The sequence below is a fragment of the Janthinobacterium sp. GMG2 genome (assembly GCF_033949445.1).
GTDB lineage: Bacteria > Pseudomonadota > Gammaproteobacteria > Burkholderiales > Burkholderiaceae_D > Janthinobacterium > Janthinobacterium aestuarii.
Genome location: NZ_JAXAWA010000001.1, coordinates 156,300 through 170,750 on the forward strand (window position 1 = coordinate 156,300; position 14,451 = coordinate 170,750).

Genomic DNA, 14,451 nt, shown 5'->3' on the forward strand with positions numbered 1-14,451 from the left:
TATATTCTCTAGAAAAGGAAAACCATGCGCCTGAACCCTTTCCCTGGCCGTCCGGCCGCCATGCTGTGTGCGCTGGCGCTGCTGTCGTCCGGCGCAGGTGCCGTCGGCCCCCTTGATGCCCTCAGCAACCAGGATGCCAGCAATGGCTTGAAAGCGGCGCTGGAAGCCGGTTCCGCCGCCGCCGTATCGAAACTGGGTGTCGAGAATGGTTTCCTGAACAACGACAAGGTCAAAATCAAGCTGCCCGGCATCCTGGAGCAAGCCAAGCCCTTGCTGAAAATGACGGGCCGCGGCCGGCAGCTGGACGATCTGGTGGTGTCGATGAACCGCGCCGCCGAGTCGGCCGTGCCCATGGCCAAGCCCTTGCTGCTCGATGCGGTCAAGTCGATGAGCGTGAGCGATGCGAAAAATATCCTGTCCGGTGGCGATACTTCCGTCACGGATTTCTTCCGCCAGAAAACATCTGCGCCCCTGGCCGTCAAATTCCTGCCCATCGTGAAATCCGTCACCGACCGTTCCGGCCTGGCCAGCAAATACAACAGCACCATGAGCCAGATCGGCAAGACGGGACTCGTGCCGCAGCAGCAATCGACGGTGGAAGGCTATGTCACGGATCGGGCGCTTGACGGCCTGTACCTGATGATCGGCGAGGAAGAAAAAGCCATCCGCAGCAATCCGCTCGCATATGGCAGCAAGATTATCGGCAAGGTGTTTGGCAGTTTGAAGTGACGGTTCAAGCGTGATAGCGGTTGCGGACAGCGTTTGCGCGGTGTTGACAGGTGTGGCGCAAGGGAAACAAGTTAAGCATTTGCTACAAGAAAACAATGTTAAAATTCTGCGACATACATTCCTGAGGCATGGTTAAGCAACGATCAATTGCCAGGGAGTGCCCAGTTTTAGCGGCGAACTGATGCGTGGCATTGCGAGATGCCCGTCAGTTGGCCTTTTTTCGTTTTATTCACGTTTCCCCAAGCTCATTGATTTTCTGAATATATTGTCAGGAATTCCAGGTGCAGGATATTTTAGGTAGCCGGATTTGTTAAGCGTACTCAGAAAATCAATCAAATATACCTGGTGTGGCTGTCTGGTGCTTGGCGCGCCTTCGGTGATGGCCGCGACTCCGAATCACGGTGGTCAATCCGGTTATATCAATATGCCCAGCGCCGTGGTGGAAACGGACGGCACCTTCAGCGTCGGCTACAGCTACGACAGCCCCTATGGCCAGCTATGGGCCACGGCGAATATCCTGCCTTTCCTGCAAATGACGGGACGTTATGTATCGATAACGGGCATTCCGGCGTTTGGTAGCAGTGATCCGGAATATGGCAAAGGATACGGCCGCTATAAAGATAAGGTTGTCGATGGGAAATTACGCCTGTGGACGGAGACGGAGTGGATGCCGTCCGTCGCTGTCGGCATGACGGATATGTTCGGTACTGAGCTGTTCAAGGGGCAATATGTGGTCGCCACCAAGACTTTTGGTGCCAGCAAGAATATCGAAGCGAGCCTCGGCTATGCCCATAGACGCCCGGATGGCGTGTTTGCCGGCATGCGCTGGACGCCAAAGGCATTGCCGCGCTGGTCGATGGTGGCCGAATATGACGCGACGAATTATCAGCGCGATATCCGCGCCATCGAGACCGGGGCGGACAAGCGCCGCAAGGGCGCTTCCGTGGGCCTGGAATATCGCTGGGGCTGGCTTGCCCTGCAAGCGGCCCGCAGCCGCGACCAGTTCAGCGTGAACGCCTTTATCAGCATTCCATTTGGCGAGCGCGAGTTCATCCCCAAGGTGTACGAGCCGCCGTATTTCGTCGACGACAAGAATCCGCCACCGCTGCCGAGCAAGGAGGAATGGCACCGCGATCCCGTATATGGCGCCGACCTGGTCAATGCTCTGGTAAAACAGGACTACAAGAATATCCGTGTCGAGCAAGAGGGCAATGTCCTGAGCCTGAGCCTGACCAACAGCCGTATTTCGAACATGGGCCGCGCCGTCGGCCGTGCCGCGCGCACGGCTGTCGCCTTCACGCCGAAGGGCGTAACGACCTTGCGCATCACGTATACCAAGCTGGACCAGCCAATCGCCACCTACGAATTCTTTGATTTGCCAAAACTGAACGACTATTTGGCAGGCAAGATCGACCGCAAGGCCTTCCTCGATGTCGTGCTGCTGCGCTATCCGGAGAAAAGCGATGTCATCCGGGATGACCAGCAAGGCTGGCTGCAGGAGTTCCTCGACAAGCCGGCGCCCGTCGTTGCCGCCGCGCCTGCACCTGCGCCCGCGCCGGCAATTGCCGCAGCTCCCGCGCTTGCCACCAGGCCGGCTCCCGCCGTTTCCGCACCGGCTCCTGTCAAGGCTGCCAACGTCCTCAAGGACGATGGCAAGCTGGCCGTCGGGGTCGGCGTCGATGGCGACGTGGTGCAGATCAAGTCGCTGGACCGCGAGGCGAACCGTTTCAAGATCGCTCCCAAGGTTGGCTTCTTCTTCAATGACCCGAGCGGCGCTTTCCGCTATTCGATCTCGGCGGTAGCGAACTACGACCGCCGGCTGGGCGATGGCTTGTACCTGAATAGCGCCGCCAGCTTGCAGTTGCTGGAAACGGTATCGGGCGTCAAGCAACCATCGAACAGCAACTTGCCGCACGTGCGTACCGATATTGCTGAATATTTACGCGGCGGGCGTTTCTCGCTGAGCCGCGTCTTGCTGAACAAATACAACAATCCGGCCGAACGCGTGTATACCCGCATGTCGGCCGGCCTGTATGAAGACATGTTCCGCGGTGTGGGCGGCCAGGTGCTGTACCTGCCGAAAGACAGCCGCTGGGCTGCCGACGTAGCCGTCGATGCCTTGCAGCAGCGTGGATTCAAGGGCTTGCTCGACTCGCGCGACTACAAGACGGTGACGGCGATCGGCTCGCTGCATTACCGCTTGCCGCACGATATTACCGTGACGGCGCGTGCCGGCCGCTTCCTGGCCAAAGACACGGGCGTGCGCATGGAATTCAAGCGCCGCTTCCAGTCCGGCATCGAAGTCGGCGCCTGGTACACGCATACGAACGGCAACGATATCACCAGCCCCGGTACGCCATCGAAGCCGTACCAGGACCGTGGTATTTTCCTGTCCGTGCCGCTGAACAGCATGTTGCCGATGGATACGCAATCGACGGCCGGCTTCGCCATCTCGCCATGGACGCGCGACGTGGGGCAGATGGTGGCCTCGCCCGGCGACCTGTACGACATGTTCGAGCGTCCGCGCGCCGACATGCACAGCTACGATGGCCTGGGCAACTTTGCCGAGCGCCCGGACGAACAGCACTTGTCAGCAGTCAATCCGCCGGACCGTCCCTTTGTCAGCCCGTGGCCGGCTTTCCGCGCACGACTGGAGCAATCGTCTTCCGCCTTGCCGCAACCGGCCGAGTGGGTCAAGGCCACGGCCCTGATCGGCGGCGTGGTAGTGGCTTCCGCGCTGGCCGACAAACCTGTCGACCGTTTCGTCAAGAAACATGAAGATTCCAAGGTCTACCGCAACTGGGACAAGCTGGGCAAAGCCATGCCCTATGCGGCAGTGGGCGCCGCTGCCGCTGCTTTCGCTTTGGGCGATGATCGCATGCAAAATACGGGACTCATTTCCCTGCAATCGGTTGCCGCAGCAACGGGCCTGGCGGTGGCCGGCAAGTATGCGTTTGGCCGCGCCCGCCCAGAGGAAGACCGCGGAGCGTGGAGCCGCGTCGGCAGCGGCAATTCCCGCTCGAATTCCTCGTTCCCTTCCGCGCATGCCGCCATCGGTTTTGCCGCCGTGACGCCATTTGCCAAGGAATACGATGCGCCATGGCTGTACAGCGTGGCCGCCGTGGGTTCCGCCGGCCGCGTGTTTGGCCGCAAGCACTGGGTCTCGGATACGGTCGCCGGCGGCATCCTCGGTTACGCCATGGGCAGCTGGCTGTGGCACGCGCAGCGCGACCAGAGCAAATCGGGCCTGTCGATCAATCCCGGACCGAAAGAAATCAGCGTGACCTGGCAAGGCAAGTATTAAAAGCGCATGGCGCCCCTTTACTCATACAACATCATTCATCCAGACAAAGACCAGCATGAAAAAGCAACTCCGTACTCCCCCGCCTTTCGTGAAACACGTGATTTTCTCGGCCTGCTTGCTGGGTGCAACTTCTGCCTATGCCGTAGAGCAGGAGCTTGGCGCGACTGACATGCCTCGAACGGATCTTTCGCGGGCACAAGCGAATGACATAGGAGGCAGCAGCTTGCCCAGCATTCGTAGTGGCATCAATGAACAGCGTCACGCAAAATCGCCACCTGCCAATCCCGGCAGCCAGCGTAGTACGGCTGATGTGTCTGTTGGCGCATTTGAAGCGTATGTCGATGGCGTCACAGGGCAAAAATTAAGTGTCTTTGGCAAGGATTTGTTCAGCGATGTACCGTCCACCTTTGCACCGCTCGATGGAGTACAGGTAAACCAGGAATATGTGATCGGTACGGGCGACGAGTTGCAGGTACGCGGCTGGGGCATGGTTGATATCGACGTCAGTGCCACGGTCGACCGCAGCGGTGCGATTTTCATCCCGCGCGTCGGCTCCATCAAGGTCAGCGGCGTGCAGTACAAGGACTTGCAAGGCTACCTGAAGAAAGCCATTGGCAAGATCTATACCAATTTCGACCTGACAGCGAGCATCGCGCAAACGCGTGCCGTGCAAGTGTACGTGGTTGGCCACGCGGTGCGTCCTGGGACATATACCTTGAACTCCATGAGCACTCTGCTCAATGCCTTGTTTACGTCGGGTGGGCCGGACGCCACCGGTAGCATGCGCAATATCCAGCTCAAGCGTGGCAAGGATACCGTCAGCACCTTCGACTTGTATGACATGCTGGTCAACGGTGACAAGAGCCGCGACGTCACCTTGCGCGACGGCGACGTGATTTATATTCCTGAAGTGGGCCCGCTGCTGGCGTTGACGGGGAGCGTGAAACGGCCCGCCATTTTCGAATTGAAGGGCAGTTCCAGCCTGGCTGATGTGTTGAGCTGGGCCGGCGGCTTTGATTCTGCTGCGGAAACGAAGCAGGTGATCGTCGAGAGAAACGTCGATAACCAATACAAGACGGTGCTGGAGTTGGCTGCCGATAAAGACATCAGTCATACCCAGCTGGCCAGTATCGCAGTCAAGCCTACCGATATCCTGCGGGTGTTCGCGCCTGGTGCAGTGCCCGTGCAGGCACAAATCCAGAATGAATACGTGCGCGTGGCCGGCGAGGCAAAGCAGAGCGGTATTTTCCTGTTGAAAAAAGGTGAAACGCTGCGCGAGCTGATCGCCCGTGTCGGCGGCGCCAATGAAAACGGCTACTTGTACGCCACCCAGCTGAACCGCGAATCCGTACGTCGCGCCCAGCAGATCAAACTGAATCAGGTTGCTGACCGCTTTGAACGGGAGCTGGAATCGAATGCGACCCAGCGCATGGCCGCTTCTGGTGACAAGGAAAATGCAGCGAAAACCGCTGCCGAAGTGGAGCAGCAGCGCCGCATCGTGCAAAAACTGCGTTCCGTTAAGGCCGAGGGCCGCATTGTGCTCGATTTGCCCGGCGTTGACACACAAGTCAAAAACCTGCCGGATTTGCCGTTGCAGGACGGCGATTCCATCCTGATCCCGCGCCGTCCTGGTACGGTAGATGTGCTTGGTTCCGTCTTCCAGCAAAATGCGTTCGTCTACCGTCCGCAACGTACGGTTAACGATTATGTACAACAAGCCGGCGGCATCACATCCAACGCGGACAAATCCGAAATGTACGTGATTCGTGCCGATGGCACGGCGCAAAGCGGTCAAGGCACGGGCTGGTTTAGCGGCCTGGGTGGCACGGCGTTGAACCCTGGCGATACCGTCGTGGTACCGGAGAAAATTGAACGTAGCACGTTCATGCAGAGCCTGAAGGACTGGACTGCCATCTTTTATCAGTTTGGTTTGGGTGCGGCTGGTTTGAAAGTGTTGAAAAACTAGAATGCCTGTAAACCGTAAAGTACATCTTTGGTAGTGACTATTGATGGCAGAGCGGTTTTACAGTACTACGCCGTTTATCGCGTGACAATTTCATATACCATCGGTGCGTACTTGACATATAGTTATCCCGATGGTTTTTTAAATATTCAGCCCCTAAAAAATATTCACGTTATTTTTATTATGCGTGAAATAACGAAGTAGCGAGAAAAAGATGTCAACTGTAAATCCTTCAAATAATAGTGGTGACGGGATGGCTGGAAAATCAGAGTATTTGAATATTTTTGATTTTTTCAAAATAATAAAAAAAAATAAAAGGATCGTATTCCTGACGCCGTTGGCATTTGCCGTAGCAACAGCTGCCGTAAGTATGTTGCTACCTAATATATATACTGCGTCAGCGAAAATCCTGCCACCGCAGTCGCAATCAGGCGCGTCTCAGTTGCTTGGGCAACTCGGCGGCCTTGGCGGTCTCGCTGGCGCGGCCTTGGGTAGCAAGAATACAGGTGAGACATACGTCGGCATGCTAGGCAGCCGTACCGTTGGCGATAATCTGGTCCAGCGATTCAACTTGATGGAAATATACAAAGCTGATTTTAAAAGTGACGCCCGTAAGGCGCTGAAGAAAGCGACCACGATTACTAATGGACGTGACGGCATTATTGTCATCGATGTCGATGATAAAAATCCTGAACGTGCCGCACTTTTGGCAAATGGTTATGTTCAGGAGCTGCAGAAACTGACAGAATCGTTGGCGATCACGGAAGCTTCAAAACGCAGGTTGTTTCTTGAAAAACGTTTGGGTGAATCTAAAAAAGCTCTTGATGAGTCAGAGCTGGCATTGAAGGAAATTCAGGAGAAAACGGGACTCATTAAGCTTGATGGTCAGGCACAGGCAACGATTACTGCCATTGCAATGATTAAATCACAAATCGCCTCGAAAGAAGTTGCTTTGGCGGCAATGCGTACTTTTGCCACCGCAGACAATCCCCTGTATATCCAGAACAGACAGGAAATAAATGGCTTGAGGGCTCAGCTGGAGAAAGTGGAGCGAGGTACTAATCAGGGCAATGGTGATATTTCCATTTCTACCGAAAAGTTGCCGGGTCTGGGCATGGAATATATCAGGAAAGTCAGGGATGTGAAATATAACGAACTGTTGTTCGAAAACCTGGCGAAGCAGTTTGAGATTGCACGTATTGATGAAGCACGCGATAGTTCGATGATTCAGGTACTGGATGATGCGGTGATTCCGGATAGGAAGTCAAAACCTACCCGCAGCATATTGGTGATGATATTTTTGATGTTGGGTGGTATTGTCGGTCTGGTCTGGGCATTTTCAAAAGAAGCGTTGGCACAAGCTGGAAATCCATTTCTAAAAAATAATGAATAATTATGCTGGAGGAAAAATTGCCTTCGATTTTTTTGGATGGACGTTCAAATGTTCTTGAAATATGCTGGCTCGAAAGTCGCGAGAGATATTGTTAAAGTTCTTTCTGGAAACGTTGTAGCACAAGGACTATCATTTCTCGCGATAATTATCATATCGCGGGATCTTGGCCCCAAAAGCTATGGCGATTTTGCCCTGATCATTGCCATTTTCACGTTTCTTACCCAGATATCTGATTTTGGTACGTCTACTTCCTATGTGAAGTTTTTGAGTGAAAATAAACCCGAGGAGAAAACAATATTTTCTTCGGTTTTGATATTCAAGACACTGACAGGCATTCTATTTTCTGCGGCGATCTGGTTTTTTTCATCCGACATATCAGAGTATTTTTTCTCGGTAGACAGGTATGAGTATTATTTCAGGTTGGCCGCCATTGCTCTTGTTTTTCATTCTATCTTGGGAACGGTTATTGCCCATTTTCAGGGGTTGGAGAAATTCAGGCAGTATTCTCTCGTCAGTATTTCGCATTATGCTATTCGGTTCGTGGCGGTAATCGTCGTTATCTTTGCTTTTGCTGCAGGAAAAAGGTTCGAGTATTTTATCTATATTTATTTCTTCGCTGTCGTGCTTGTTTCAGTATCCGCTATTTATATCTTGAAGACCGGATTTTTATTCAAGTGGAAATACGTTGAAGAAATTTACAAGCTGGGATTTTGGATATTTTTCTCATCAGTAGCGGTCGTTATAATGATGAGAATTGATGTGGTCATGCTGAAGAAATTAGGCGATGCCGAGGCGGTTGGATTCTATTCTGTCGCGTCAAATGTGGCAATGATTCTGCCATTGATTACCATGTCGATCACGGCTACATTGATGCCAAAAATGGAAGCTTTCTTAAGGGAAAGTACCATTCGAGAATTCATTAAGAAAATACTCAAGAAAGTAAAGTATGTCATCGGGATCAGCTTGCTTTTACAAGCGGCCTCACCGTTGATCATCTATATATTATTTGGTGAAGCATATTTAAAAAGCATTCCAGTCTTACTGATACTTGTCGTTTCCTATATGTTTGGCGTCATCGTCAATCCGATCTCTTTGATCTATTACCAGATAAAGAAACCTTTTCTGTTGACTGCTGTGAACTGGGGACAACTTTTGATCGGTTATTCCCTCAATCTGCTGCTGATTCCCGATTTTGGAGCGATAGGCGCCGCCATTTCTTCACTCGGCATACATATATTCAGCAGTTCGATTATTGTTGGATATCTTTATTTCTCCAAGATTCGAGATTTCAGTTTAAAAGAGAAACTAATATAAGAAATTGGACAGAATATGCGTGTGGCTTTAATGACGGAATACCATCACATTGGTGGTGGCGAGTCAAATTTACTCAATTTGTGTGAAGAACTGAGCAAGAGTATAGAAGTTGTACTTTTTTGTGACGGTGCAGTTTATCAAAAGGCTAGCGAACTTGGACTTGCATGTAGAAAAACTGATTTGTCGGGAAAAAGATGGCTCCGCTTTATTCCGTTCCTGTCTTTCCCTGCTGAGCTCAGAAAAGAGTTAAATAGTTTTGATGTGGTTCACTCTTACTCATTAAATGTTCTTTCCCGGCTGGCTTTTCTGAAGCGCCCTGTTATATGGACTACGCATGGCTTCTGGGAGAGCCCTTTTGGATTGCGCGCGAAAGTCATCAATCTGATTGTTGATAAAGTAGTAGCAGTTTCTACAGATGTATACGATATTTGTAGCTTTGGATCAGATAAGCTGTCCAAGATATTCCTGGGCACGAAAATGAAAGAAATCCAAGGAGCGAAAAAAGAAATTGATCCTCGCAATATTACTATATCCTGCATTGGCCGTTTTCAACGGATAAAAGGCCAGGATATCCTGTTGTCAGCGTTGATGGATATTGCAGAAGAGCGGCGCGACATTAATATAAAATTGCACTTTGTTGGTGGCGTGAATAGTAATAAAAAAGAGGATATTGATTTCCATGCGGAATTACATAGTATTGTGGAAACGCAAAGGCATGAGAATCTGGACGTTGTTTTTGATGGATTCCAGGCAGATATTTCTCCCTTTCTGACGGCTAGTGATTTTGTCGTCGTACCTTCTCGTTATGAATCTTTTAGCATGGTAGCAATTGAAGCTCTTGCATATGGAAAGGCAGTGATTTGTCCGAATATCGGTGGCCCTAAAGATATTATTAACGCCAAAAATATTGGAATCTTGTTCACTCCGGAAGACTCCACAGCGCTGAAGAAGTCAATATTGGAAATGATCGAGAGTTTTGAGATGTTTGATCCAGAGCAAGCCAGGGTTAGGGCTGAGGATTTTTCTATTGTTCGCCAGGCTCGTGAACATTTGACGATTTATCAGGACGCCTGTAATGGATAAAGTATTGATTGTTGCGACCAGTTATCCTTATCCCGAGTATAGGGACGGCCTGGCGAAAATAAATGCAAATTTGCTCAAGAAAAATGATTATTTTGATGCCGATATGCTTTGTATTGGTGATTTAGGTGATTTGAACACTTCCGATGTTGGAAATATATTTAAAATTCCTCCAAGGAAGAAGAAAGATAAGTTCTCCCAAATTTTCAGTTTCATCTTTTCGATGAAACCAATTAATGTATCGAAATATTCTCAATATGTCCGTCAATACAAAGATTTTTTGCTCGAACATCACTCTCGTTATTCGGTTATTCATCTTAGTTCCCCCTATCTGGCGGAAATAGCTATTGGCATGCCATCAGAAATTGTCAATAAGATGATTATTTTCCCTATCGACTGTATGACGCTGTTCTGGTGTCGCCGCAAGAAAAATGAAGAGAATATTATTAAAAAAATAATTTATTCGATCGAGTTTCTGAAGTGTTCGTCATTCGAGAAGAGATATTATAATATATTCAAGGCTGCCGTCTTTGTTTCGGATGTCGACCGAGATTATGCCAAGGCAATTACCAAAAAAGATAATTATTACTGTATTCCTAATGGTGTAGATGTAGATTACTTCAAGTCTGATAGTTTGGCTCAAAGGGATAAAAATTTCCTGATTTTTACAGGAGACATGTCATATGCCCCAAATAAGGACGCGGTCAATTTTTTAGTTAATAAAGTACTCCCAAAAATAGACAAAAAATTTCAACCACATCTGCTTCTGGTAGGGCAAAAGCCGGATGAAACTACGTTATCTTTTGCTAGTGAACATATCACCGTGACTGGTTTTGTCGAGGATCTGAGACCATACCTGAACCGTTCCAAGGTCTATATTTCTCCTTTGCGCTTTGGAAGTGGAATTAAGAATAAAATTCTGGAAGCCATGTCCATGGGGATGGTTGTCATTGGGACGAAGGTAAGCTTTGAAGGGATCGGATGTACCCCTGGTCATGATTGTGTACAGGTCGAGGTTGATGAATTTAAAATGGCAAAAGCCGTGGAAGAAATTTTTCAGAATCAAGTAGCTTATACGTCAATGCGCAAAAATGCCAGGGACTTGGCTGAGAAGAAGTATTCCTGGGATTCCATAAGAAAAGCATACGGATTGATTTATGAAAATCGCTTTAGTAACTGACAAATTTTCTACCGGCGGGGGATTGGAACATATTTATCAACTATGTCGCGGCATGCCGGATGTAGAGTTTGGTGTGTTTGCTAAAGATGGGAATGCCAAGGACAAATTCCTGTTACTGGACAATGTTACTGTCTTCAATAACGGATACACCTCGGAATCCATTGTTGCCTATGCTCCTGATGTGATTCACTTCCACCATTTAAGGCCGTTGCTGGCATTTAGAGGTAAAGCCAAGAAAACCATGTTTACAGTACATGGAATTCATTTGCACCAGTATGAATTCAAAAAAGGAATTGTATCAAAAATTCAATATTTCATCCGATTAAATCTTGAGAAATTTTTATATCGAAAAGTTGATAAAATCATTTCGGTATCATATGAGGATGAATATTTTATTGAAGAAAAATATGGAGTTAAGGCAAAGACCGTATTTAACGGAATTCAATTCGACGCAATAAAAGATGTTCAGGGAAGTCAAGATAGCTATAGAATTTTATTAGATATCCCTTTGGATCGGAAAATCTTTCTTACCGTCGCGCGTTTTGATTTTCCCAAAGGATATGATGTATTAATCAAGGCGATTGGGCTTCTGAAGCAGCAAGATAAATTAACCAACCAGCTGTTTGTCTTTGCTGGCGATGGTGCCGAGCTGGCCTCGATGCAGGAACTAGCCGTTACGCTAAAGATCGATACACATGTGCGATTTTTAGGGCGTCGGACGGACGTCTATGAGCTGATGAAAGCGGCTGATGTTTTCATACTTCCAAGCAGGTGGGAAGGGTTACCCATTACATTAATCGAATCGCTGGTCTCACATTTGCCGGTTATCGCTAGCAATACCTATGGCATAAAAACGGTTTTTAATGAAATAAAAAATAACATTTCTCTTTTTGAAAACGAGAATTCTTCAGATTTGGCAAAGGTTATTCTTGAGGAACTTACCTACAAGCCATGCGATATGAGCATTTTTTCACTTGCTCCCATGATATCGGCTATGCAGAAGGAATACTCAAATGTATAAAATAAGAAAGTCCCTGATATTTTTCATATTTTTCTTTTTTTTATTAAGTGTCATTTCCATGCCTATGGCATTGTTAGATAAATTCACTATTGCAGGAAGTGAATTTTCAGCATCCTACATATTTGTATTTTGCATGATACTCACTTTCGTGGTTTTTGCTTTGTCGAGTATAAGGAAAAATTTTCCAATTGAAATAGATAAGAATTTTTTGTGCGTAATTGCTCTTGCCTTCAATTTTTTATTTTTTTCCTTGCTCAATGAGCCAGATGGCGGGTTTTTTCTTGGAATATCCTTTTGGATAATATCAATATTCATTGGTTTGAATATAGATACCTTGAGCGGAACTAAATTTCTAAAAATAATATTTTTTCTAGCATGGACTTTGTCCATTATCGGGTTGATATTGTATTTTCTGAATTTACCATTGCTCGATTTGAAAACGGCTGGCCGCGAACTTTATTTTATAAACTCGAATGGTTATTATAGGGCATCGTCTGTATTCTTGAACCCGAATAGTTTTGCATATTTTTTGGTGTTCTATTTTTGTATTTTCTCTACATCAAGAAAATATGACATAAAGCACTGTGCTGTATTCCTGATTGTTTTTCTTGCATTCTACTTTTCCGAGTCCAGGTCGGCCATGCTGTCTCTGTTCCTGATTTTCTTGTTTGCCATCTTTGTAAGGACAAGGCCGGCCAATTTGTCAGGGAAATTGTACTTCCTTAATATAGCCATTCTTTTGGCATTGTTCTTCTTGTTGCTATTGTCCGGCGATCTTTTCTCATATGACATCAGGTTCGAAAAATGGCACATGGCACTTGATATATTTTTTGGAAATTATGAATACCTGTTGAAGGGAATTCCTTTTTCTGTTCCGTTATCCTCTCAAGGAATTACCTTTAGCGATAATATGTTTTTGTATATATTATTCAGGCTGGGTTTTTTTGGTTTTTTTGGTTTCTTTGTATTTTATATTTCTGTATTAAAAAAATCATGCACAATCTTGGCGAACGAAAGTACCCATAGCCAAAGTGCACCGTATGCAATGTATTTTCTTGTGTCATCAGTTTCAATGTTTTATTCAAACTTCTTATTGTTTTATCCAATAATGATTTTGCATGGAATTGTGGTCGGCGTTGTTTTACAAGAAAAAAATGTTAAAAGTAGGTGTGGAAAATAATGAAGATTGCAATTGTTCATGAGTGGTTTGTAAACTATGCGGGCTCAGAGAAAGTCGTCGAGAAAATTCTGGAGTGTTATCCCGATGCAGATCTGTTTGCTTTGGTTGATTTTTTGCCAGACGATAGCAGAAAATTTATTATGAATAAAAAGGTGAAAACATCATTTATTCAGAAATTGCCAATGGCAAAGAAGTCGTACAGGAATTATATTGCGTTGATGCCAATTGCAATAGAGCAATTTGATCTTTCATCTTACGATTTAATTATTTCCAGCTCGCATGCCGTGGCAAAAGGTGTATTGACAGGACCAGATCAATTACATATCAGCTATGTTCATTCTCCAATCCGATACGCTTGGGATTTTCAGCATCAGTATCTGCAAGAATCAGGGTTGACAAAGGGATTGAAATCCATATTGGCGCGCTGGATTTTGCATAAAATCAGATTGTGGGACACTCGTACATCCAATGGTGTTGATTATTTTTTGGCCAATTCTCACTTCATAGCAAGAAGAATTATGAAGTCATATCACCGGCAAGCTACTGTAATTTATCCACCGGTTGATGTAGATGCGTTTACGTTTCAGGGCGAAAAAGAGGAATTTTATCTCACCGCATCGAGAATGGTTCCCTACAAAAAAATTGATTTAATTGTGGCCGCTTTTTCATTAATGAAGGACAGGCGGCTTGTTGTCATTGGCGACGGTCCGGACTTCGAAAAAATAAAGTTGAAGGCTGGCGAAAATGTCGAATTACTGGGTTATCAGGAATTTGATGTATTAAAAAAATACATGATGAATGCCAAGGCTTTTGTATTTGCGGCAGAGGAAGATTTTGGTATCACTCCGGTAGAGGCTCAGGCTTGTGGTACGCCAGTTATTGCATTTGGTAAAGGCGGAGCGCTTGAAACTGTTTTGCCGTTATCACATGAGACACCTACTGGAGTGTTATTTTCACAGCAGACAGTCGAGTCGGTCATCGAAGCGGTGAACACATTTGAAAATAGCTCTGCACAGATATCGGCGGAAAACTGCAGAAAAAATGCTGTACGATTTAGTAATGACCGTTTTAAAAGCGAGTTTGTTGACTTTGTCAAAAAATCCCATGAAGACTGCAATGAGAGAAAATTTACAGTTCCTGAGAAATTATTGACTTGAGGACTGAGGTTACTGTCGAAGAGAGAACCCATCGCATTTGCTTCTCTGCGGAATATGAAATACAGGATCTCGGTTTCATCCATGAATCAGCTGACGGAGTCAACTTCATCCAGTGGAATTCGTCAGCGCT

General features: G+C 47.3%; 10 protein-coding genes and 1 pseudogene. 10 read left to right on the top strand and 1 reads right to left on the bottom strand.

The genetic code is table 11. The features are described from left to right. Positions 1 to 24: 24 nt before the first annotated feature. The 8 genes from SKZ59_RS00680 to SKZ59_RS00715 all read left to right on the top strand — a co-directional run bounded on the left by SKZ59_RS00680 (position 25) and on the right by SKZ59_RS00715 (position 11,984). Positions 25 to 729 (top strand): DUF4197 domain-containing protein, encoded by a 705-nt coding sequence (locus SKZ59_RS00680; RefSeq protein ID WP_319990519.1) that lies wholly within the window; start codon positions 25 to 27, stop codon positions 727 to 729. A 424-nt stretch (positions 730 to 1,153) separates the two neighbouring features. Next, entirely contained in the window at positions 1,154 to 4,033 is a 2,880-nt protein-coding gene (locus tag SKZ59_RS00685; RefSeq protein ID WP_413774521.1) for a YjbH domain-containing protein, read from the top strand. Between the two features lie 55 nt (positions 4,034 to 4,088). Beyond that, a complete protein-coding gene (locus SKZ59_RS00690) occupies positions 4,089 to 5,999 on the top strand; it encodes an SLBB domain-containing protein (protein ID WP_319990521.1) in 1,911 nt (636 codons plus the stop codon). 211 nt (positions 6,000 to 6,210) lie between these two features. Continuing rightward, complete coding sequence (locus SKZ59_RS00695; RefSeq protein WP_083292673.1) at positions 6,211 to 7,389, top strand: GumC family protein; 1,179 nt, start codon at positions 6,211 to 6,213, stop codon at positions 7,387 to 7,389. Between the two features lie 48 nt (positions 7,390 to 7,437). Continuing rightward, the gene (locus SKZ59_RS00700) at positions 7,438 to 8,703 is read left to right on the top strand and encodes a flippase (protein ID WP_175444532.1); all 1,266 of its coding nucleotides are present in this window, start codon (positions 7,438 to 7,440) and stop codon (positions 8,701 to 8,703) included. Between the two features lie 15 nt (positions 8,704 to 8,718). Beyond that, on the top strand, positions 8,719 to 9,786 hold the full coding sequence (locus tag SKZ59_RS00705) for a glycosyltransferase family 4 protein (protein ID WP_319990522.1): 1,068 nt from the start codon (positions 8,719 to 8,721) through the stop codon (positions 9,784 to 9,786). Continuing rightward, positions 9,779 to 10,963, top strand: a complete 1,185-nt coding sequence (locus SKZ59_RS00710) for a glycosyltransferase (protein WP_319990523.1) — start codon at positions 9,779 to 9,781, stop codon at positions 10,961 to 10,963. Before SKZ59_RS00705 ends, SKZ59_RS00710 begins: the two co-directional genes overlap by 8 nt. Next, positions 10,941 to 11,984: a glycosyltransferase family 4 protein gene (locus SKZ59_RS00715; protein ID WP_319990524.1), complete on the top strand. Its 1,044-nt coding sequence runs from the start codon at positions 10,941 to 10,943 to the stop codon at positions 11,982 to 11,984. Before SKZ59_RS00710 ends, SKZ59_RS00715 begins: the two co-directional genes overlap by 23 nt. Positions 11,985 to 12,098: 114 nt before the next feature. On the opposite strand, the gene SKZ59_RS00720 is transcribed toward SKZ59_RS00715, so the two are convergent. Then, the gene (locus SKZ59_RS00720; RefSeq protein WP_319990525.1) at positions 12,099 to 12,374 is read right to left on the bottom strand and encodes a hypothetical protein; all 276 of its coding nucleotides are present in this window, start codon (positions 12,372 to 12,374) and stop codon (positions 12,099 to 12,101) included. A 142-nt stretch (positions 12,375 to 12,516) separates the two neighbouring features. On the opposite strand from SKZ59_RS00720, the gene SKZ59_RS28165 reads away from it, so the two are divergent. Both SKZ59_RS28165 and SKZ59_RS00730 read left to right on the top strand, forming a co-directional pair. Then, positions 12,517 to 13,164, top strand: a complete 648-nt coding sequence (locus tag SKZ59_RS28165; protein WP_413774530.1) for an O-antigen ligase family protein — start codon at positions 12,517 to 12,519, stop codon at positions 13,162 to 13,164. Continuing rightward, positions 13,164 to 14,267, top strand: a pseudogene (locus SKZ59_RS00730) (glycosyltransferase family 4 protein); the annotation flags it as partial. The gene SKZ59_RS28165 and the pseudogene SKZ59_RS00730, both read left to right, overlap by 1 nt. Between the last annotated feature and the right edge of the window lie 184 nt (positions 14,268 to 14,451).